General features: G+C 35.2%; 23 protein-coding genes and 1 riboswitch. Of the genes, 8 read left to right on the top strand and 15 right to left on the bottom strand.

Annotation, left to right across the window (positions count from 1 at the left end; translation table 11 throughout):
- Positions 1 to 172 precede the first annotated feature (172 nt).
- Positions 173 to 1,090 (top strand): ribonuclease Z, encoded by a 918-nt coding sequence (locus FHY60_RS00245; RefSeq protein ID WP_139902081.1) that lies wholly within the window; start codon positions 173 to 175, stop codon positions 1,088 to 1,090.
- The gene (locus FHY60_RS00240; RefSeq protein WP_243122186.1) at positions 1,087 to 1,293 is read left to right on the top strand and encodes a DUF4250 domain-containing protein; all 207 of its coding nucleotides are present in this window, start codon (positions 1,087 to 1,089) and stop codon (positions 1,291 to 1,293) included. The genes FHY60_RS00245 and FHY60_RS00240 overlap by 4 nt, the downstream gene beginning before the upstream one ends.
- A gap of 97 nt (positions 1,294 to 1,390) precedes the next feature.
- Here FHY60_RS00240 and FHY60_RS00235 read toward each other — a convergent pair whose 3' ends face one another.
- Together FHY60_RS00235 and FHY60_RS17640 are read right to left on the bottom strand one after the other, a co-directional pair.
- The gene (locus tag FHY60_RS00235) at positions 1,391 to 2,173 is read right to left on the bottom strand and encodes an ECF transporter S component (protein WP_139902077.1); all 783 of its coding nucleotides are present in this window, start codon (positions 2,171 to 2,173) and stop codon (positions 1,391 to 1,393) included.
- 176 nt (positions 2,174 to 2,349) lie between these two features.
- Positions 2,350 to 2,453, bottom strand: a riboswitch (THF riboswitch).
- A 114-nt stretch (positions 2,454 to 2,567) separates the two neighbouring features.
- The gene (locus FHY60_RS17640; RefSeq protein WP_163215910.1) at positions 2,568 to 2,705 is read right to left on the bottom strand and encodes a hypothetical protein; all 138 of its coding nucleotides are present in this window, start codon (positions 2,703 to 2,705) and stop codon (positions 2,568 to 2,570) included.
- 290 nt (positions 2,706 to 2,995) lie between these two features.
- Between FHY60_RS17640 and FHY60_RS00230 the strand changes: the two genes are divergently transcribed.
- Complete coding sequence (locus FHY60_RS00230) at positions 2,996 to 3,217, top strand: helix-turn-helix domain-containing protein (RefSeq protein WP_139902075.1); 222 nt, start codon at positions 2,996 to 2,998, stop codon at positions 3,215 to 3,217.
- Positions 3,218 to 3,253: 36 nt separating this feature from the next.
- Here FHY60_RS00230 and FHY60_RS00225 read toward each other — a convergent pair whose 3' ends face one another.
- Positions 3,254 to 3,784 carry a GNAT family N-acetyltransferase gene (locus tag FHY60_RS00225; protein WP_139902073.1) on the bottom strand — a complete coding sequence of 177 codons (531 nt, stop codon included), beginning with the start codon at positions 3,782 to 3,784 and terminating at the stop codon, positions 3,254 to 3,256.
- A 1-nt stretch (position 3,785) separates the two neighbouring features.
- On the bottom strand, positions 3,786 to 4,526 hold the full coding sequence (locus FHY60_RS00220) for a DUF2161 domain-containing phosphodiesterase (protein WP_139902071.1): 741 nt from the start codon (positions 4,524 to 4,526) through the stop codon (positions 3,786 to 3,788).
- A gap of 151 nt (positions 4,527 to 4,677) precedes the next feature.
- Between FHY60_RS00220 and FHY60_RS00215 the strand changes: the two genes are divergently transcribed.
- A complete protein-coding gene (locus tag FHY60_RS00215; RefSeq protein WP_139902069.1) occupies positions 4,678 to 5,550 on the top strand; it encodes a DegV family protein in 873 nt (290 codons plus the stop codon).
- A gap of 195 nt (positions 5,551 to 5,745) precedes the next feature.
- On the opposite strand, the gene pepT is transcribed toward FHY60_RS00215, so the two are convergent.
- The gene (gene pepT / locus FHY60_RS00210) at positions 5,746 to 6,972 is read right to left on the bottom strand and encodes a peptidase T (RefSeq protein ID WP_139902068.1); all 1,227 of its coding nucleotides are present in this window, start codon (positions 6,970 to 6,972) and stop codon (positions 5,746 to 5,748) included.
- 28 nt (positions 6,973 to 7,000) lie between these two features.
- A complete protein-coding gene (locus FHY60_RS17635; RefSeq protein ID WP_180375441.1) occupies positions 7,001 to 7,156 on the bottom strand; it encodes a hypothetical protein in 156 nt (51 codons plus the stop codon).
- Positions 7,157 to 7,472: 316 nt separating this feature from the next.
- Between FHY60_RS17635 and FHY60_RS00205 the strand changes: the two genes are divergently transcribed.
- The 3 genes from FHY60_RS00205 (at position 7,473) to FHY60_RS18155 (ending at position 9,124) form a co-directional block, all read left to right on the top strand.
- Complete coding sequence (locus FHY60_RS00205; protein WP_341472538.1) at positions 7,473 to 8,405, top strand: patatin-like phospholipase family protein; 933 nt, start codon at positions 7,473 to 7,475, stop codon at positions 8,403 to 8,405.
- Positions 8,406 to 8,561: 156 nt separating this feature from the next.
- On the top strand, positions 8,562 to 8,774 hold the full coding sequence (locus FHY60_RS18160; RefSeq protein ID WP_243122185.1) for a PDDEXK family nuclease: 213 nt from the start codon (positions 8,562 to 8,564) through the stop codon (positions 8,772 to 8,774).
- Complete coding sequence (locus FHY60_RS18155) at positions 8,675 to 9,124, top strand: Uma2 family endonuclease (RefSeq protein WP_341472551.1); 450 nt, start codon at positions 8,675 to 8,677, stop codon at positions 9,122 to 9,124. The genes FHY60_RS18160 and FHY60_RS18155 overlap by 100 nt, the downstream gene beginning before the upstream one ends.
- A 297-nt stretch (positions 9,125 to 9,421) precedes the next feature.
- Here the strand turns inward: FHY60_RS18155 and gtfA are convergent, their stop codons facing one another.
- The 9 genes from gtfA to FHY60_RS00155 form a co-directional block, all read right to left on the bottom strand.
- The gene (gene gtfA / locus FHY60_RS00195) at positions 9,422 to 10,891 is read right to left on the bottom strand and encodes a sucrose phosphorylase (protein WP_139902066.1); all 1,470 of its coding nucleotides are present in this window, start codon (positions 10,889 to 10,891) and stop codon (positions 9,422 to 9,424) included.
- Positions 10,892 to 10,910: 19 nt separating this feature from the next.
- Positions 10,911 to 11,903, bottom strand: a complete 993-nt coding sequence (locus FHY60_RS00190) for a carbohydrate kinase family protein (protein WP_243122184.1) — start codon at positions 11,901 to 11,903, stop codon at positions 10,911 to 10,913.
- 18 nt (positions 11,904 to 11,921) lie between these two features.
- Positions 11,922 to 13,601, bottom strand: coding sequence for an alpha-glucosidase (locus tag FHY60_RS00185; RefSeq protein ID WP_139902064.1), 1,680 nt, complete (start codon positions 13,599 to 13,601; stop codon positions 11,922 to 11,924).
- Between the two features lie 35 nt (positions 13,602 to 13,636).
- Positions 13,637 to 14,473 (bottom strand): carbohydrate ABC transporter permease, encoded by an 837-nt coding sequence (locus tag FHY60_RS00180; protein ID WP_139902062.1) that lies wholly within the window; start codon positions 14,471 to 14,473, stop codon positions 13,637 to 13,639.
- Complete coding sequence (locus FHY60_RS00175; RefSeq protein WP_139902061.1) at positions 14,473 to 15,357, bottom strand: carbohydrate ABC transporter permease; 885 nt, start codon at positions 15,355 to 15,357, stop codon at positions 14,473 to 14,475. Before FHY60_RS00175 ends, FHY60_RS00180 begins: the two co-directional genes overlap by 1 nt.
- 124 nt (positions 15,358 to 15,481) lie before the next feature.
- Positions 15,482 to 16,798 (bottom strand): ABC transporter substrate-binding protein, encoded by a 1,317-nt coding sequence (locus FHY60_RS00170; RefSeq protein WP_139902059.1) that lies wholly within the window; start codon positions 16,796 to 16,798, stop codon positions 15,482 to 15,484.
- A gap of 225 nt (positions 16,799 to 17,023) precedes the next feature.
- A complete protein-coding gene (locus FHY60_RS00165; protein ID WP_139902057.1) occupies positions 17,024 to 18,001 on the bottom strand; it encodes a LacI family DNA-binding transcriptional regulator in 978 nt (325 codons plus the stop codon).
- Positions 18,002 to 18,329: 328 nt separating this feature from the next.
- The gene (locus tag FHY60_RS00160) at positions 18,330 to 19,769 is read right to left on the bottom strand and encodes an MFS transporter (RefSeq protein ID WP_139902055.1); all 1,440 of its coding nucleotides are present in this window, start codon (positions 19,767 to 19,769) and stop codon (positions 18,330 to 18,332) included.
- Between the two features lie 107 nt (positions 19,770 to 19,876).
- Entirely contained in the window at positions 19,877 to 20,836 is a 960-nt protein-coding gene (locus FHY60_RS00155; RefSeq protein ID WP_139902053.1) for a 3'-5' exoribonuclease YhaM family protein, read from the bottom strand.
- 186 nt (positions 20,837 to 21,022) lie between these two features.
- Between FHY60_RS00155 and FHY60_RS00150 the strand changes: the two genes are divergently transcribed.
- Positions 21,023 to 22,378 (top strand): CCA tRNA nucleotidyltransferase, encoded by a 1,356-nt coding sequence (locus tag FHY60_RS00150; protein ID WP_139902052.1) that lies wholly within the window; start codon positions 21,023 to 21,025, stop codon positions 22,376 to 22,378.
- Position 22,379: the final 1 nt, after the last annotated feature.

Below are 22,379 nucleotides of genomic sequence, written 5' to 3'. Positions count from 1 at the left end.
TCTCCCTTAATTATATGATAAATATTATTTAGTAAAATTTCTATGGGTAAGATTTAATTGTTGGAGAAAAATATGGTTATGATAAGGAAAAGAAGAAAAAACTTCATAGCGAAACACGCTGAATACACAGAGTGACGCGGATGAGTTTTATTAATTATTTTGAGGTGCGATTATGTTAGATATATGTTTACTAGGCTGCGGTGGTAGTTTGCCTGTACCGGACAGAAGCCTTACCGCCCTATTACTTAATTTCAAAGGTAAAAAGATTTTAATAGATTGTGGTGAAGGTACTCAGGTTTCCATGAAGATGGTGGGCTGGGGCTTTAAGACCATTGATGTGATTTGCTTTACCCACTCTCATGCAGACCATGTAATGGGGCTTCCTGGATTACTGCTGACCATAGCTAATTCCGGAAGAGAAGAAACTCTTACCATTATTGGGCCGCCTGGTTTTGACCGCATTTTATCAGGTCTTATGGTGGTATGTCCTCAACTTCCTTTTGAAGTAAACTTCATTGAAGCAAAACTGGATGGAAGTATTACCTTTAACATGGACGACTTACATATCAGCAGCCTTGGCCTTGATCATACATTAACTTGTGTAGGCTACAGTATATATGTTAAGAGAGGCAGAAGATTTGATCCTGAAAAGGCAAGGTGCCATAACATTCCTGTAAAACTATGGAGTAGGCTTCAAAAGGGTGAAACTACAGAATATGAAGGTGTTACTTATACACCAGATATGGTACTGGGTGAAAGCAGAGATGGTTTAAAGGTGAGCTATTTTACTGATACCAGACCATTTGAAGGCTTAGTAGAATTTATTTCTAACAGTGAACTTCTCATTGGAGAAGGTATGTATGCAAAAGTCAGTGAACTGGATAAAGCTCTTAAGAATAAGCACATGCTTTTTAGCGAAGCTGCAACAATAGCTAAGGAAGGTAAAGCAGGTGAGTTATGGCTTACCCACTTTAGTCCGTCCCTTTCAAACCCGGAAAATTATATTGAAAATGCTACTAAAATATTTAATAATACTATCATAGGAAGGGATAGATTAACCAAGACTTTAACCTTCAAAGATGATAAATGAAAGGAGCTTTGAAGATGGAACCGGACAGAATTTTAGCAATGGACCCCTATATGCTGCTAAGCATGGTAAATATGAAACTTAGAGATTTCTTCTCCTCCCTAGAAGCCTTATGTGAGGACTGGGATGTAGAACCGGCGCTTATCGAAAACAAGCTAAAGTCAATAAATTATACTTATGATAGAGAGACAAATCAATTTAACTAAAATATAAGCTTGCCCTAAACCCTATTGAATTTTCTGGTTTAAGTGCAAGCTTATATATATTTCAGTATATTCCCCGTCTTTGGCGATGGATTATGTTCTACCTCTTTGAACCAAATTTCTCATAAGCATATAATATAAACGGTATTGTATACGCCTGTATTATAGTCTGTCCTATCTGTTCAATAACTCTTGGTATCAAGAATACCACAAAAGCAGGAGTATTTTTTCCTGTCCAAAAGTTTATTATGAGGTAAGTATTGATGGTAGTCTCTATTAATCCCGATATACCTACAGCTATCAATAGCTTTAACGAATACTTGTGTATAAACTCTACCTTATACTTTTTCCTTATCAATGAGTCAATAAGGAATAACAGAATTCCTACCGCTGACAATATCTCAAAACCATAAATCACATTATATTTGTTTTTTCCTATGGAGGTAATTATTTCACCCCAAAAAGACTTCGGAAAAATATCAACGCTGATATGATTTATCAATCCTGCAGCACCTATAAGCACAAATATTACTATAAATAGCTTCTGGAACTTTTCTGCATTAAACCTTTTTAAATATTGCCATAATATGGCCGTCAACACTCCACTTAATACTGCGGTTAATGTATACCATGGTAAATAAGCTCCCATAGGATTCATAAGGAATCCCACAATATCTACAACCGCACCAGATAAGCCCCCAAATAAGGGACCAAAAAGTAAGGCTGGTACCTTGGAAAATATACCGGATATACCAACTCTCATAGCCGGTACGCCCCCGATATAGATCATCTGGCTGAAAGTCCTTACAGCCAACGCCATGGCAATGATAATGCCTGTGAATACAATTTTTCTTGTGTAAGCTTGTATCTTTTCTCTGTCCATGAAAATAACCCCCTTATTATTATAATTGGTGTATAGTAACCAGGTTATAATAATTAGGAATGCTTGCTGTTGCAAAACAAATTTTCAGGACTTCTCGCTTTAGAAATAACAGAGAAAAAAGCCTTTCTTTCCTTTTATCTCTGTTACATTAAAAAGAAAGAAAGACCTTTTAACGTAACAGTGGATGCAATATTACACCGCAAACCTCAATGTCACCGGTTTTTCGTTTAGAGGCTCTACTCCCATCCTCTAACACTTTACGCGTAATACCTGCTCTGCTACAGCTTTTTATTCCTATTTATTTTAACACATCCATATTATAACATAGGGAATCTAGGGATGTCTATGTAAATACAAATAAAAAAAAAAGAGCCTTAACCTTAGGCTCGGAGGGTTATACTTTTATTGGATTTGTAACATATATCCTAAAGGTGTCTCTAAACTCCATATCACTCTGATTCATATTAAATACCAATTTGGGCATAATATTCATACTCAAGGCTATAGCCATTATCATCATTATTTTTTTCATTTGTTTTTCACCTCACACTATTCATAATAGGCGGTTATATTTACTTACTTCTTAATTATATTATATCAAGTTTTAAAGTTATTATACCTTTTTCTAATTTCATTCAACCTTCCACAATATTTTCTCCGTATGATATAATAACTTAAGAAATTATTTTTAGGACAAGTTTTTTAGTAAAAATTGATTTTTGACGTAAACTGGAGACCTTATGTAGTTTTTGTATTGATTTTATAGGCATATTGGGCTTTATTCCTTAATACAATTAAAAATGTAAGGGGGTATAGTTTTTTATGGTAGATGGTTCTAAAATCAGAGAAATAAGACTTAATAAAGGTCTTACTTCACTAGATGTATCTAATCTGTCAAAAAACTTCAGTGTTCCTGTGTCAAAAAGCTATCTTGAGGAACTAGAAAGAGGTGCCAAAAAGAACCCTTCGTTTAATGTCATCGAAACAATTGCACTTGTTTTAGGAGTAACAATAGATGATTTGAGAATTAACATTAGTGTGTAAGTAATACAGTATCGGAAATTTTTCCGGTACTGTATTTTATTTGAAACTAACTTTAGAAATGCTCATGTCATATAAATTCCAGTAACCATCACTTACTTCAACATACTTTTCTGTTAATCTATCGATTTGAAAACCCACATTTTTATAGCAGTCTATGGCAGGCCTGTTAAAATCAAAAACACCTAAGCATATTTTATCGTATTTCAATTTTTCAAAGCCCATTCTGACAACTTCTCTAAGGGCTGCTGTCCCTATGCCCATCCCCCTAACAGATTCTTCTCCGATCAAAAATCTTCCGACCCTTCCGGTATTAGATTCCTTCTCATATTTTCTTATCTCTATCATACCAACCATCTCACCGGAGTTCTCCAGTATTATTTTGAACAAAAGCCTGCTGGTTTCGTTAGGCATATTGTACTCCTTGAAAAATTCCCGAAGTTTATCTTCTGTAAGTGGATATTCAAGGGCCGGTCCTGCCCACTGAACTAGAAATTCCTTGGACTTTCCCTTATTCCACTGAACTACTTTACTGAAATCATCCTCTTTCATAAGTTCTAGTTTAATCATGTTAACACCCCCCTTCTATTTCCTTTGAAACTAGTTGTGACCTATAGTATTCGGTCAGTTCACCATATTCCTGCAAATCCCTTTTGCCTTCTTCGGTAAGACTGTAAATCCCCTTCTCTATCCTTTGAAACCATCCATAGTGGTTTTCATATAATATAGAGTTTGTCTTCTTTTCGTCACAGCCAAGTTCTCTGAGCTTTTTAGGTGAAAGGGCTCCATACTCCTTCAGACAACAAGCTATAAAAATAGCAGCTTCCCGGTAAGCAGTAACAAGCTTTTTACCTCTGCTGCCCCCCTTGTTTAAGTCCCGTTTTCTGCCTTCTATCTCCTTTATCAAAAGATTTCTTTTTTTCTTATTTATCTGCATGCTTTTGTTTCTGTCAAATGGAAGAGGATATTGAACAACTTCAACAATATTCAAGCCTTTTTTAAAGGACACAAATATGAGGCCCAATTCCAACCTTTTCAAGAGATGGAGAGTATCTTTCCACTTAGCATTCAATTTAAATTTTATTGGTTTTGGTATAGCTATATAAACCAGATCTGCAGTTCTTTGCCGGTCAACTGCTTGACTCAACAGTGCTACGGTGAGATTTTTCTTGAGCTCCACTACAATTAGCTGGTCTTCCTTTAATGCTGTTACATCACAGTTTTTAACTTCTCCATTAACCTTATATCCAAACCCCTCAAAATAATCCTTTATAGGAGCGTACAAGTCCTCTTCTTTAATTTCTTTATTCATTTCTTGTATACCTCTGCAAGTTTATTTAACATGCTTTAATTATATATCAAATTATTAATAAAATCTTACCAAAATGGGAAATAATAAAGAAAAATATGGTATAATTAATTAATTTATTTGTACTTTTATTAATTTATAAGGAGAGTTTATTATGAAGACTATATTGATAACAGATTCCTGTTCTGACTTACCAGTTAAGTACACTACAGAAAATAATATAGTGGTAGTTCCTCTTAGTTTTCAATTTAAGGGCGCTGACCACGTTGATGACTTTGGAAAGTCCATAAGCTATAGAGATTTTTATGAAGAACTAAGAAAAGGAGAAATGTCTTCTACTTCTCAGGTAAATGCCTATACTTTTGCAGAAGTTTTTAGAAAATACATTTCTCAAGGTTTCTCTATTCTTTACATAGGATTTTCCTCTGCACTAAGCGGAACATATAACAGTTCCTGTATGGCAAGAGAAGAAATCCTTGCAGAAAATCCCTCTGCAGACATTTCTGTAATGGACTCAAAATGTGCCTCTATGGGACTTGGTCTTCTTGTGTACTACGCCTGTGAAAAACTAAAATCAGGAATGTCTAAAGATGAGGTTGTAAAGTGGATAGAGGAAAATAAACTTAAATTAAACCATTGGTTTACTGTTGATGATCTGCATCACTTAAAAAGAGGTGGAAGAGTTTCCGCTACCAGCGCTGTAATAGGAACACTTTTAGATATAAAGCCTATACTTAATGTCAACAAGGAAGGACGCCTTATTCCTATAACCAAAGTAAAAGGGAGAAAAAAGTCAATTAAATCCCTGGCTGAAGAGTTAAAAAACAGAATTGTTGATCCTGAAAATCAGGTTATAGCAATTAGCCATGGGGACTGTGAAGACGAAGCAAGGCTCTTGGAGAAGTTAATAAGAGAGTCTGTTAATGTTAAGGATGTAATAATAAACTATGTAGGCCCTGTAATTGGCTCTCATTCCGGCCCGGGAACTATTGCATTATTTTTCTTTGGTGTGGAAAGAACGGAGTAGTTTAGTTTAATTATTGGATTGGGGTTGTCCAAGAAATTGAAATCCATGGTTGAATAAAGTTGGATAATTTTCATATAAAAATCACGAAAGGCGCAGAAATACACGAAGGAAGCTTATTTAAACGTAATAGGCCCCTTCGCGTATTTCCACGTCTTCAGTGCCTTCCATGATTAATTATTCTGTGTGCTCTTTTCTCTACCTCTTACCAAATAACTCTGCTATTTTAACTATAACCTCAACAGCCTTTTCCATGGATTGTATTGGAACATACTCAAACTTACCGTGGAAGTTTTCTCCTCCGGCAAAGATATTTGGGGTTGGAAGGCCCATAAAGCTTAGTCTTGAACCATCAGTCCCACCTCTTATAGGTCTTATAATTGGTTTAATACCAACTGATTCCATTGCTTCGTGAGCAATATCCACTATATATTTCACTTCATCAATCTTTTCTTTCATGTTGTAGTATTGATCCTTTAGTTCAAGAATTGCAGTACCTTCTCCATACTTCCTGTTTATTTCTTCAATAACATGCTGTACAAATTGCTTTCTTCTTTCAAAATTTTCTCTGTTGAAGTCCCTAATTATGTAGTGAAGGGTTGTTTCTTCCACTTCTGCCTTCATTGAGTTTAGGTGATAGAAGCCTTCGTAGCCGGCAGTTCTTTCCGGAACTTCGTCAGCTGGAAATCTGCCAACTAAATCATTTGCTATAAGTATGGAATTTTTCATCTTGCCTGCTGCGTAGCCTGGGTGCACGTTTCTTCCCTGAATCTTTATCTTGGCTGCAGCAGCATTAAAACTTTCAAATTCTAATTCACCTATTTTCCCACCATCTATAGTGTAGGCAAAGTCTGCTGCAAAAGCTTGTACGTTAAAGTGATCAGCCCCTTTTCCAATCTCTTCGTCAGGAGTAAAGCCTATCTTTATAGTGCCATGCTTTATTTCCGGATGTTTTATAAGATATTCTACAGCAGTAAGGATTTCTGCTATACCTGCCTTATCGTCAGCTCCAAGAAGAGTAGTTCCGTCAGTAGTTATTAAATCCTGGCCAACATATTCTCTTAAATCTGGGAATTCCATTGGTGATAATACTACATTTTGTTCCTTATTAAGAACGATGTCTCCGCCGTCATAGTTTTTTACTATTTGTGGGTTAACATTTTCCCCTGACATATCCGGTGAAGTATCCATATGTGCAATAAAACCTATTACCGGAACCTCTTTATCAATGTTAGAAGGAAGTTCACCTATGATGTATCCATTTTCATCTAAGGATACATTCACTAAGCCCATTTCCTCCATTTCCTTTACCAATACCTTGGCTAATTCCAGCTGTTTTGCTGTACTTGGAACTGTAGTGGACTCCTCATCGGATTTAGTATCCATTTTTACATATTTTAAAAATCTCTCAACAACACTTGTCATATACATTTCCCCTTTTTTATATTTTTATTTATTTGTCCTTCATCCTTGTAATGGCGAAAAAACAATGATACTCTTTTACATTATTTTCTTGAAGCCTCTGCTTTTTATTATTTTTTTCTGTTAATTCATTAATATACTCAATAAGATTATCCGCTTCCTCATGTGTAAGAAATATATTTTCCATAGATACAAAAGTACGATTAACCCTTTTATTCTATCCAGAGTAAGAGTATGAGTTTAATGTTATTATACCACCCATTATAGCAAATATTGTAGTCATGGGTAAATTATATATTGTATGCCATCAGCTTTCTTATTGCTCCTCTTTTTTCTCAATACTCACTTCCATAATTACAAGCTTGTTTAAAATATTTATAACATTAAATTTATTTTAACGTTGTGTTCAATAACTATCAATATTTTTTATATTTACTTTGTAACCTTTTAAACCATCTAGGAATATCATGTATATAGGAATTTTTACCCCTCATATAAAGGAGGTGTTTAATATAATTGCCGATGCTGTTTTTGAAGGTGGGGGAATTAGAGGTATAGGTTACGTAGGTGCACTTAACTATATGGAAGAACGTGGTTACCGGTGGGTCAGAGCAGCAGGGACCTCAGTGGGCGCACTGATAGCTTCACTGCTCACTGCGGGCTATACTGCAAGAGAGTTAAAAAAAATATTGATAGAAACTAACTTTGAGAAGTTCAGAGATAGAAGCGGCTATAGAAGCATTCCCATCATAGGGAAGCCCCTTGGTGTATTGGTTGAAAACTCTATTTATTCCGGCGATTATGTAGAAAAATGGCTGGAAGATCTCTTAGATGATAAAGGTGTGCAAACCTTTGGTGATATAAGTGAAAATGGAGAAAGCCCGTTAAAAATCATAGCCTCTGATATAACAAGACGCTGCATGGTGATATTACCCGACGATTTAGTATATTACGGAATAGATTCAATGGAGTTTCCCATTGCAAAAGCTGTACGAATGAGCATAAGCATTCCCTTTTATTTTAAACCGGTGAAACTTCGATATAAAAACGTTATAAGCCTAATTGTTGATGGCTGCATCTGCTGCAATTATCCCATAAACATATTTGATGTCCCAGGTATACCACGATGGCCTACCATAGGTTTTAAATTTGATAGTAACCGTTCCAGCTTTACATCCACCGGCAGAACGGATGCCCTTTCCTTCCTGATGGATGTAGCCCACACAATGTCACAGGGTCAACTTACAGAACATATGCTGGAAAAAAACAAAGTCCGTTCCATAGAAATACCTACTGCTGGAGTAGAAGTCACGGACTTTGATATATCTAAGGAACAGATCTATCTTTTATATAAATATGGCTATAGAAGTGCTATGGAGTTTTTAAAAAGTTGGAATTTTGAGGATTATGTTAGAAAGTATAGAGCAGAAAACTAATGGCTGAAGACACTGAATAAGCGGAATCACACGGAGCTTTTTTTCTTGAAGAAATATTGTGGCTATATTTATAAAGCAATCCTATATATGCCTCAATGATTAACTAGACTAAATTATGATATAATATAAGATAATACAAAATGAGGAGTGAATATTATGGGATTGGCTCAAAATAATTTTATATCTTATGAAGATTATTCAGCTATGCGTGAAAAAACCGAAGACTTATTAGAATATATAGACGGAATAGTATATATGTCACCCTCTCCATCAACCAAACATCAAAGAGTTTCCGGAAGACTTCAATTAAAGTTGGAACATTTCTCCAGAAAAGTCCCTGCGAAGTATTTAGCCCTTCTTATGATATAGAATTAAAACGTAAAGATATAGAGGGTACCAAAATTGTAATACCGGATATAAGTATTATCTGTGATAAAAAAGGATTTACTGAATCAAAATATATTGGTGTTCCTGCTCTCATTGTAGAAATACTTAGTCCTTCGAATCAGTCACACGATTTAATTACTAAGCTGAATTTATATATGAAATACTGTGTTAAGGAGTATTGGATTGTAAACCCAATGCTCGATTTTATTACGGTATATACTTTAAATGATGAAGAAATGTATGAACAATTTGATATAAAGACTACAACCGGTCAGGTTTCATCAAAACTTTTAGATGGTTTTTCCATAGATTTATATTATATTTTCAGTTAACTCACAATACTCATTTCCTACAAAAGGAAGGTAATACATTAACCTTCCTTTTATCTTATATCCTTATGAATTATGACTACCGTTTCCTTTGAAATTTCATCTATTCTGTCCATCCTCCTGTTAAAGCTTCACCCACTAAGGTATTGTGCCTCTCCATGTCTTATTATATACAATTCCTTAATCAATACCTCTCCCCCAATCACCCAATTAACAGAGATTCTGCTTTTGAATTTCTAAAAGACCTTCTACTCTGTGATTCATATAGTTATAGATGGAGTTTTTTTTATAGATATTTTATTAAATTTTGAATTGAACGTTATTTTCAGATTCATCAACATAATTAATTATTGACTTATAAGTTTTCAAATCTACAATGAGAGTACACTCTTTATTATCCTTTGTCCATTTCATAATAATTTCATCTCTTTTACTTTCTATAATCTTAAATTCTCCATCAAAAGCAGGATATTCATTTCTGAATTTTATAAGCCTGAGTAATCTCTTCACTACATCCTTTTCCAAAGCTTGTTCTACCTCTTCGATGCTGTAATTATGCCTATTTATTTCTCTTCCTTCTCCTGTAGCCTTTACTGCCTCATAGTCATTTTCACCTGCCAACAGGCCCACATAGTACACCTGAGGAATCCCTGGAACAAAAAATTGTATAGCTCTGGCAGCTAAATATGCCTCATCATCACAATTTAACATAGAGTAGTAAGAGCCTCTTATTTGATGAACATCAAAGCCATCTTCAGCCTTATGTTGCTGAGATAATATAAGACTTAGGTTTGCTCCTCTTTCCAAGCATATTTCAACCAGCTTTCTTGCTTCTTTAGTATCAATAATTCCATCCATATCTGGCTTTACAGGAATACCGTCGTGGCAATCAAGCATTGTAAACTGTTTGTGAGGACGAGTCTTTATATATTGGTTTAGTTTCTCGCTGGATTTATTTATTAGTGCTTCCAATATGCTGTATGGAAGAATAAAGTCATAAATCCAGAACCCCTTTTCCGATAACTTGTATTGAATAGAGTAATGTGAATGAACCTCAGGAAGTAATTCTATTCCTAATGAGTTAGCCACTTCCTTTATCCAATCCAGAAATTCATAGATCTCCGGTTCAACAAAAAAGCAGCTAGTACCAAGTTTCTTTATAACATATCCAACAGCATCTAACCTTACTATTTTTACATTGTTTTCACTAAAATTCATAAATAACTGGGTTAGGAGTTCCCTGGTAATGCTAGAATTAATATCGATATCGATTTGCTCTGAAGGGTCTGTTTTTCCAAAAGTTGTCCAAACCATTTCTACATTACCGGTTTTCTCTATTTTAAAAGTAGAATATGGAAGTGCTCTCCTAAGAAACATTTTATCAATATCCTCCTTAAGAGGCTTGCCATCCTTCCAAAGCTTATCCAAGGTAATAAATAAATCTATATACTTTGACTCTCTTCCTTTTTTTAAAAAGTCCTGAAAATACTCTGACTGTCTTGAGATATGATTTACCATCAAATCAACCATAACATCAAAACTCTTTCCGATTGTCTTTATATCCTCCCAAGTACCAAATTTAGGCTCTATCTCTAAATAGGTTAGCGGAGCGAAGCCTCTGTCACCTGAAGAAGGAAAGGGTGGCAGTATATGAACCCCACCTTTAAATATATCTAAAAAATATTTTTGCAGCAAGCTATTTAAACTTTTCAGATTGCCCCCTAAAGAGTCCGGGTAAGTAATTAGCTGCACCATATTTTTTACCGTCATGTTAAATTTCCTCCTTCTTTTATAAATTGTATACTTTTTTAATTACCTCAAGTTTTGGCAATTCCACCACTGCTCCAACATACCTTAATTTATATGCGCTTACTGCAAATCCAAAATTTAAAGCTTCTCTAATTGTATATCCTTTTACAATAGCTGCATAAAACCCTGACCAGAAGGCATCGCCTGCACCGGTGGTATCTACTATTTCCGATGCAAGAGTATCAAATTTGATAGTTTCCACACCATTTGATACTACAGCACCTTGACTTCCCATGGTCATTATGACAAGCTTAGCACCAAGCTTTAAGAACTTTGCAACTTGCTTTTCACTAGAATCCTTACCAAATATTCTTTCTGCATCGTCTTCTGATGGCTTTATTATATCAACTTGAGCTATTAACGCTTTGATATATTCAACTCCATCTTTATCCGATTTCCATAGCATAGGATGGTAATTAGGATCAAAACAAATTATATTATTGTTCTTCCTTGCTTCCTTAATTGCCCTTTCTATTGTATCTCGTGCAGGTTGCCTTGATAATGGCCAACTCGAAAAGTGAACTATTTTGGAGTTTTTAATCATCTCCTCCAGCTTCGGATTGTAAGATAAGTGATAGTCAGCTCCCCTGTAAAATATTGGGATTGGGCTATTCTTACTCTTTGTGACTATAACCAAGCTTGTTGAACTATCAACTTTTTGAATACAGCCGGTATCTATTTTTGAGGCTTTAAGCTGCTTAATTAAAAAATCTCCAAATCCATCCTTACCTACAGCCGCTACTATATTAGCACTTATACCTAACTTTTTTGTATTCATCGCTATATTAGCCGGTGATCCACCAAAAAATTTATTATAGGTTTTACCTTCAAACATATCATCATAATTCTCTGATATCATATCAATAAGAAGCTCTCCGATAGTTAAAAGATCATATTGTCTATTTTCTAACTTTATTTTATTATCAAATGTAAAAATCCAACTCACCACCTTATCAATATACTGTTTTGACATTACCATTCTCGTTCAATGTTATTCGAGTACCAGTGGGTCATCTTTGGTGGATTTACATACAAGTGCCTGAAAAGGCTTAAGTACACCCTGTTGATGTTCACTTATATTGGTTAGTACAATATATTTGTCAGCTATCTTAGGAATATGAACTAGGTTTCCTGTAAAATTACATATTACAGTCCAGATTTCATTCTCAAAGGTTCTTATATATCCTCCAATAATATCAGAATCCTCAAACACTTCCTTAAAGGATCCATATATTAACGCCTTGTTCTCCTTGCGGAGCCTTATGATCCTCTTATAGAAATTTAAAACAGAATTGTCATCCTTTAGTGACTGCTCAACATTTATAAGCTTATAGTTAGGATTCACCTTAATCCAAGGCACTCCCCTTGTAAATCCCCCCATAGGCTCCTCGCTCCACTGCATAGGTGTCCTTCCATTGTCACGGCTCCTTTTAGCCAGGTAATCCATTATATAATCTTTACTCCTGCCACGTTCTGTTTCAATCTTGTAAAAGTTTATTGCATCTACATCCCTATATTCATCAATAGAATCAAAACTGCAATTTGTCATGCCTATTTCTTGCCCTTGATATATAAATGGGGTTCCCCTCATCAGCATATAGTAAGCCGCAAGCATTTTTGAAGATTCTACCCGATATATATCATCATTCCCAAACTTGGATACTGACCTTACTTGATCATGGTTTTCCATATATAGAGCCATCCACCCATAATCTTGTGTAGCCTTCTGCCATTTAGCCATAGCCCCCTTAAATTCACTCAGTTTCCACTTTCTTAACTCTCCTTTAGGTACACCTTTTATATCAAGATCTATATGATCAAATTGAAAAAGCATATTGAATACACCTTTTTCTTCATCCAAAAAATCTTGAACTTGTGTGATATCCACACCTGGAGCCTCTGCTACTGTTACCGCTTCTCTAGGCATCAATACTTTCTGTTTCATCTCCTGAAGAAAGTCTAAAAGCCCTGGTTGATTTAGCCAAGCATCACTAGCCCCCACATATGGACGGTTGTCAATTAACTTTAGCTGGGGATATCTCTGATCTTTCTTTAAGAATGTTATGGCATCCAGTCGAAAACCCGCTATTCCCTTATCAAGCCACCAATCCATCAGTGAATATACAGCATCTCTCACATCAGCATTTTCCCAGTTCAAGTCCGGTTGTTTCTTAGAAAAAGCATGGAGATAATATTCTCCTGAAGCTTCATCATATTCCCATGCAGAACCACCAAAAATAGACTCCCAATTTGTTGGTTCATTACCATCCTTACCTGGTCTCCAAATATACCAATCCCTTTTACTGCTATCCTTTTTTCTAGACTCCATAAACCATGCATGTTCATCTGATGTATGATTAGCAACAAGATCCATAAGTATACGGATTCCACATTTCTTTGCTTGACTTATAAGCTCAAGCATATCTTCCATTGTTCCAAACTCTTTCATAATTGAAAAGTAATCACGTATATCATACCCATTATCATTATTAGGTGAATCATAAACCGGACACAACCATATTGCATCAATGCCAAGTTCCTGCAAATATGGTAGTCTGTTAATGATTCCACGCAAATCTCCAATTCCATCATCATTTGTATCCTGAAAACTACGTGGATAAATCTGATATACCACACTTTCCTTCCACCAACTTCTTTTATGGTTATCCATACTCTGTTTCCTCCAGTACTTCTACGATATGTTAATTATTTTATCGATCCCTGCATTACCCCTTCAATAATATATTTTTGAGCAATGAAATAAACTATGAGTATTGGCAGTATTGTCAAGAGAAGTGCAGGTATGAGCAGCTCCCAATTATTCATATAAGTTCCATTAAATACTTTCATCTGTATTGGCATAGTGTAAAGATTCCTTTTATTGAGTATAAGTGATGGCAGCAAGTAGTCGTTCCAAATCCACATTACATTTAATATGGCAATGGTCATAGATGTTGGTGCAAGTATGGGGAACACAATTTTGAAAAAGGTCCTTATACGACCACATCCATCTATTAAAGCCGCTTCTTCTAATTCAAGAGGGATTGATTTTATAAAGCCGTGGAATATAAAAACTGAAAGGGCACTTCCAAAACCTGCATAAAAAACAATCAATAGATGTACTGGTACCTTCTCAATTAGATTTAGTTTTGCTCCGTATATATACATCAGCGGAATCATAATAGATTGAAACGGAATTATCATTGAAGCCACCAATATTGAAAAGAGTAATTTATTAAACTTACTGTTTTTTCTTACCAGGTAATAGGCACACATAGCTGAAAATAACAGTATTAATATTGTACTTATAACTGTAATAACGAGACTGTTTATAAATGTAACACCAAAATTCATCTTCTGGATTACTTCAATAAAGTGATTAAAGTTCAATGTTTTAGGCATGGCAAAAGGATTTTCCAGTATTTCACCATTACTTTTAAAGGAATTAATAATCATTAAAAAGAATGGGAAAACAAAGATTATGAAGGAAAGGACTAAAAATACATAAACTAAGGTTTTATTTATTAACTTTCGCTTTTCCATTATGCTTCTACCTCCCCTTTTTTCCCAATATATACTTGTATTCCAGATACAATAGCCACTATTATAAACAGAATTATTGCTTCTGCTTGTCCTATACCGTAATTATTCTCGACAAAGGCTTTATTTACAATATTCATTGTAACCATCATTGTACTATTGTATGGTCCACCCGCTGTCAGTGAGTAATTAATATCATATACCATGAAGGTATTTTTTAAGGTCATAAATATAGTAATAACAAAAGCCGGTCTCATCAAGGGCAGTGTTATTTTAGTTAGTCGATGCCAAGCATTAGCACCATCTATAGTTGAAGCCTCAATGACATCCCTTGGAACATTTACCAGGCCTGCAATAAAAATAATCATCATATAACCGGATAATTGCCATACTGTAACTATTACAACCGCCCAGAAAGCTAACTTTTCATCCCCAAGCCAGCCCAGTCTAAATATTTCAAGGCCAAACTTTTGACCAAAGGCTGGTAAGGTCTGAACAAAAATAAACTGCCAAATGTAACCAAGCACTAATCCTCCGATAAGATTGGGAGTAAATAAAGAGGTTCTAAAAAAGTTCTGTCCTCTAATGCCTGAAGTAACAAGGTATGCTAAGGTAAATCCCAAAGCATTTACAAGAAAAATAGAAGATAAGACATATTTTACTGTTAACCCCATTGATGACCAGAATTTAGGATCCTTAATTGCAGCTATATAATTGGATAGACCGGTAAAAACCGGCGTACTTATAACTGTTGGCATTTTCATAAAGGTTAGATATATACCATATATAAAGGGAATTAATACAGTAATAGAAAATACCAATATGGTGGGAAGAGTGAAGAACATCTGCTCACCAAGTTTTTTCAATGGCTTTTTTTCCGATATCATAAGCTACCTCCACTTCTAATTTGAATAAAAACTTGTACGCTGCAAAACTACCATTAATTTCTCTACTAAACTGATGGGTGAGTTTAAAACTCACCCACTTTTTCAATTCAATTTGTTATTTTAATTACTTTTTCTTTGACTTGTAATATGTTTCAAAGGCTTTTGCCAAATCTGCACGTGTACTTTTCTTGCCAATATACTTTTGAACTTCAGGTCCCAATGTATTCATATATTCAGCAGTGTCAACGTAGTTCGTACTGAAGGATATTGTCTTATCTTTTTCTATAGCCTCAGCTATCGCTTTTCCTAATGGATTTGTTACCTTATTAGGGTTGTTCTTGAAAGCAGATACTATTTGGGACTTGTTAACAATGAAATCTTGTCCAACTTGATCATATACCAACCAGTTCAAGAATTTTTTCGCTGCTTCTTGCTGTTGAGGAGTTGCATTTTTATTTACTATCATAATTTGAGTTGGTCCGGCAACAATTTTATTATTTAAAGGATTGTTCGGATCGTTGTCTACCGGAACCGGTATAAATCCAAAGCTATCACCTGCTACAGCCTTTAGGGAATCATAAGCCCAGTTTCCATTAAATAGCATAGCACTTTCACCTTTACCAACGGATAGATGAGCATCATCATAATATTGACCAAGTGGACGCTCTCCATATTTGTTATATTGGGTGGATGCTAATAAATCCATAGTGTCATAGTATCCATTCCATATTGCGTTATTAGCAAAATCAAATTCACCATTAATCATCTGTTTGTTTAAAGCAACTGGATCACTAGATTGATTTATGAATTGTGAACTGTAATGATTAGCAACAGACCAAGCCTCTGTCTGATACGCTATTGGATATTTTATACCGCTGGCTTGAATTTTATCAAGCAGCTCTATAAGTTTATCTCGTGTATTTATTGTAAATGGATCAAATGTACCACCAACTGCTTTATCTAACACCTTTTGATTGTAAACTAGTCCAAAACCTTCTATAGCAAAGGGAAATCCAACAATCTGCCCTTCATCGTTCTTAAACCCATATACTGTTTCCTGATTCCACTTTTCATTTGACAAATCCGCTGCCATAGCTTGGTACTTACCACTTCCAGATACAGAGCTTGGTTCCACCATAGCAAGTGAGACAACCTCTCCTGAAGCTGTAAGCTTATCAAGAATGTTAACAGAGTCTCCTACCGCCACTGAATAAGGCTCCACAATGATATCTGGATTTGCAGCCATAAAGTCTTTTGCTGCCTGTTCAAACTGCTGGGCAATTTCACCCTTTCCGTTTGTTACTATTATTTTAACTTTTTCATTTGTCGTGCCTTCTGATGTATTTTGAGAGTCCTTTGAGGTTGAGGTTGATGCTGAGCTACACCCTGCCATTGATGAAGCAAGGGCCACTGCCAGAACAATTGATAAAAACTTTTTCATATTTTACCCCTCCATTTTTATAATATATTAAACGATTAACATATCACCGTAAAAAATATGTCAAACGTTTGATATATTTTTAGTATATACTTATTTTTTTCATATGTCAACCGTTTACATAAACTTTTTTAGTTACATTTAATTATAAATAGCAGCATATAAAAAAGGCTGTGCTGAAATGATATAAATTAATCATTACAGCACGCCACTTTAATCAAATACCTTTTATGTTGTTTTGCGTTCAACTAGACTTACCGGTAATATGTTGCTTTTAATAACCTCTGTTCCATTGAGCTCATTTATTATTACCTCAACTGCCATCTCTCCAATTTTTTTAATAGGCTGACTGATGGTTGTTAGTGCAGGAACAATCAACGATGCAATATAAGTATCATCATATCCGACTATCTTTATATCTTCAGGGATCTTCTTCCCCAGGGCACTTGAAACTTCAACTATACAAGCTGCAATCAGATCACTGCTGGCAAAAATACCATCAATATCAGGGTGCTCTTTAAATAATGTATAAATCATTCTCTTATATCCCTCCTTATCGAAACTATTAAGTTTTGTTTCGATAACTACATAGGGCTTATTATTTTTTCTTACAACATCAATAAAAGACTCATACCTTTTATTTGCAGGTGTATTTAATCTTAATGGACCACTTATGTGGGCTAACTTTTTACAACCTTTATCTATGAGAAGGCTTGTAGCAATTTCTCCACCTTTATAGTTATCTGATGTTATATATGGAATGTCCTCTGATAAAAACCTGTCTATAGCTACTATAGGCATATTCAAATTTTGATATTCATCTGTCTCAAGAGTATGACTTCCCATTATAATACCGTCAACTTGATTTCTCTTTAACATATTAATGTATTCTTTTTCTTTTTTACTATCTTGATAGGCATTACATAGCAATACCTTGTACCCGTTTTTATACGCATAATACTCGACGTAGTTTGTAAGCTCAGCAAAAAAAGGGTGCGATACATTAGGTATTATAAGTCCAATTAAATTTGACTTTCGTTTCAAAAGAGCTCTGGCTATTTCATTTGGTTGGTAGTTTAGTTCCTCCATAGCCTTATAAACCTTTTGTCGAGTGTTTTCACTAATATATCCCCTATTATTTAATACTCTTGAAACCGTAGTTACTGTAACCCCTGATCTTTCAGCCACATCCTTTATACTTGCCATAAAAATCCTCACTCTAATTAGATTTGATTTATATAAATCTTCGTTATATACATTGATTTTAGCAAAGTAAGGTGTATTTATCAACATTTTAACAATAAGGAATTTTTCTGTTTTAACGCTGAATTAAAATAAAAATATATCTTACTTACTCTTCTATTCTATATAAAAATTACATAGGGGAAATTAAAATCAAGTAGTAGCTGACAATAAAGATAAACGTATTCTGTGTATCGTTGGTGCAGAACGTGCCTATTTTATTACAAAGCTCTATCCCAATCCAATATTTCAGTTATTTATCCAAATATAGAAATCCAGCTGCTACTGGATTTCATTTTTTAAATCTGATTTTTAATTTTTTATTTTGGTATAATCTCACCGCCGTCAAAAGTACTCCCACAGAGCAAATTAAACCTGCAGTTATATAAACATATCTCATACCATAAACAAATACATCATCTCTTCCTGCAACATATCCTGATACCTTTGTTCCAAGCTTATTACTCATTGTACTATATAATAACGTTGTGGATATGGATACTCCTGTGACCATTCCCAAATTTCTCACAAAGGCATTTATGCTTCCGGCAATCCCTAGCTTGCTTTGTGTTGCAGCAGACATTACTAAGGAGTTATTGGGAGATTGAAACAGGCCATTTCCTATACCTAAAATAACTGTAAATATTGCCATTGTTCCTATGCTTGAATACTCATTAAGTGTAGACATTAAGAAAAGTCCTGTCAATGTAAATAATAGACCTAAAAAAGTCAAGAACTCTGACCCTACCTTATCGGATAGACTTCCGCTGATAGGGGCCACAATAGAAACTGTGATTGGATATATCATCATAACCAAGCCTGTAGCTGCAGCAGTAAGCTTAATCACATTTTGCAGGTAGAAAGGCTGCAAGATATTTACACTTCCTATGGAAGTAAAAGATATAAAGGCTGTAAAAATACTTAAGGAAAATATGGTATTTTTAAATATAGTTAAATCTAACAGTGGGTGTACAATTCTTCTTTCAAGCATGATAAATGCTATAAGTAATACCATGGCTGCAGCAAAAGCTGTAATGATCATAGAATTTCCATAACCAATCTGCTGACCCTTTGAAAGTGTATAGAAAGTAAGAGCAATAGATATTCCAAATAATATGGCTCCTTTTAAGTCTATACTTTCATCTTTTCTGGCCCCCTTAGGCAGTATTCTCATAGCAGCAATAATAGCAACAATTCCAACAGGTACATTAATTAAAAATATGTACTGCCATTTAAAGGCTGATACTATTAAGCCCCCTAGTGGTGGTCCAATCATAGTTCCAAGGGCAACGGCGGTTGCAGATATTCCCAAAGCCCGGCCTCTCTCCTTTGAAGGAAATATGTGCGTAATAATTCCCTGGCTGTTTGCCATAGTTCCTGCAGCACCTATAGCCTGTACTACTCTTGAAATTATAAGCATGGGAAGAGTTTTTGCTATCCCGCAAAATAGTGAGCCAAGGGTAAATATAAAAAATCCCCATTTGAACACTGTGGTCTTTCCTTTTATATCTCCAAGTCTCCCAAAAAACAATATGGTTCCGGATATTACAATTAAGTAACTGGTAACTACCCATTCTATAGAAGCCATATCTACGGACATCTCATCAGCCATTACCGGCAGTGCCACATTTACAATACTGCTGTCCAGGGTTGACATAAAGGGTGAGATTACCACTATCAATAGAATCCACCAACGGTCCTTAAATACTTTTGCTTCTCTTTCTTCCGTCATAGTTAATCCTCCAATTTGTAAACTCTTTAGTTTCTCATATATATCTTTTTCTATGTAAAATTTTTAATGCAATTTTTAAGGACATCAAATGATGTCCTAATTGTGAATTATTCTTCTCTTTCCAGCATCGGTTTATATATTCTTCTGTTTTCCAATGACCATAGCCTTTCAGAGAAGGTTCCACCGCTGATTTCTTTTGTAACTCTGGTCATATCAAACATTCTTGCATCTATGATATCCAGATAGTGCAGTATCTCAGCCTCTGGAAGCATTGGTTTTACAGGACTACCGTACTCAGGCTCATAATGATGGGACAGAATCATATGTTGAAGGAGCATAATGACCTCTTTATCAGCTCCAAGTCTTTGGCCAACAACCTCTACATTCTTGATACCCTGAATTATATGTCCAAGCAGTGTACCCTCTATAGTGTAGTCACTTACTATACCCAGTTCGCTGGAGTCCATTTCTTCCATCTTTGCCAGATCGTGAAGAATTACTCCAGCATATAATAAATCCTTATTTAAAGAAGTGTATATTTCACATAGCTTTTCTCCGGCCCTCAGCATTGTAGACACATGGTATAGCAATCCTGATCTTATAGAATGATGATTTTTCTTTGCCGCAGGGTAGTACATTATCTTATCTTTATATTCTTCCAGGATTATATCCACAATCATCCGTATATCAGAATTCTTTATGGAATCTACATAGCCCTTTATTACTGCATACATTTCCTCTGCCGGATATGGAGCTGTAGGAACAAATTCTGATACATCCAGTTTATCTTCAGGTGTTGTAGTTCTAATCTTTTCAATCTTTAATTGAAGAGAACCCTGCCAAGCTAGAACTGTTCCTCTGACCTTTATGACTGTATTGGCTGAATACTTGCTTTCCTCTCCTTCTGCCACTTCCCAGAGCTTAGCATTTATTTCACCTGTTTTATCCCATAAGGTAAAGTCCATGTACTTTTTATTATTGCTGTTTGTGGTTTTACAATCAACTGATCTAATAAGATAAAAGCCCTCTATTCTTTTACCGGCCTCAAACTCATTTATATTTGCCATCTATATGAATCTCCCTTCAAAACTTATACTATTATATTATTATTTACCTTGTTTTTAATTATAAATTATTTATTATTAAAAAGCACTAATCAATACATTATCTCAGAAACTTTATTATATAAACCTATATTTTATTGATATAATAATACTATGAAGATATACCAAAACTTGAATTGAGGTGTACCTATGAATATAACCATACCAAAGAAGGTTGAATATATAATACAGCAGCTTGAGAAAGATGGCTTTGAAGCTTATGCTGTAGGTGGTTGTGTCCGGGATACCATCCTAGGCAGAACACCAAATGACTGGGATATTACAACAAATGCCCTACCTGAGGTTATTATTCGTACCTTTAAACATACTATTCCTACTGGCATAAAGCATGGCACCATTACCGTCATGATTGAAAATGAGCCCTTTGAGGTCACTACCTATAGAATCGATGGTGAATATACCGACAATAGGCACCCAGATGAAGTTATTTTCACCACAAAACTTGAGGAGGATTTAAGCCGCAGGGACTTTACCATAAATGCCATAGCTTATAATCCTACCAATGGCATTTCAGACCCCTTCAATGGAATAAAGGATATAAAATTGAAAATTATCAGGACTGTAGGAAATGCCCATGACAGATTTAATGAAGATGCTTTGAGAATGATTAGGGCTATAAGATTTTCCTGCCAATTAGGTTTTCACATAGAAGAAAAGACCTTTGAAGCCATAAAACTAAATTGTGAGCTCATAAAGAATGTCAGCAGAGAAAGAATACGGGATGAATTTTCAAAGATACTTCTGTCCAAAAAGCCTTCTCTTGGAATAGAAAATCTACGGTTAAGCGGTCTTTTGCAGTACTTCTTGCCGGAGGTTCTCCCTATGGTTGGCTTTGATCAGAGAAATCCTCATCACCATAAGGATGTATATCATCATACTCTGATGGTAATAGACAACACAGAACCTAGGCTTGCCTTGAGACTTTCTGCCCTGCTTCACGACATAGCAAAGCCCGTTACCTTTTCCATTGATTCCAAAGGCATCGGACATTTTTATGACCATAATACCAAAGGTGTGGAGATGAGTGAGTACATATTAAAAAAGCTTCGTTATGACAATGATACTATAAAAAAGGTAACAAATCTGGTTTATGATCACATGTCCAGATATGATAATCTGAGAAATTCTACAATAAAAAAGATAATCACAAGGGTAGGAGAAGAGAATCTAGACGATCTCTTCAATCTTCAGGAGTCTGATGTACTATCCAGTGCTCCCCCCTTTGATTTCTCGGGCATAGACTACTTAAAAAGAAAGTCCAGGCAAATTTTAGAACAAAGGCAGCCCTTAAGCTTGAAGCACCTTGCAATTAATGGCAGTGACCTTATAGCCCTTGGAGTAAAACCCGGTAAGTTTATGGGTACTGTACTTAATCACTTATTAGAAGTGGTTTTAGAATCACCGGAATTAAACAATAAGGAGCTGTTAAAAGATATGGCTCAAAAATATATTTCAGAAAATCAAAAGGATGAGAGGAGCAATTAAG

Origin of the sequence: Clostridium thermarum, assembly GCF_006351925.1 — a bacterium.
Taxonomy (GTDB): Bacteria; Bacillota; Clostridia; order Clostridiales; family Clostridiaceae; genus Clostridium_AU; species Clostridium_AU thermarum.
Note: the sequence above shows the minus strand (reverse complement) of the source record. Positions and strands in the feature narration are given on the sequence as shown.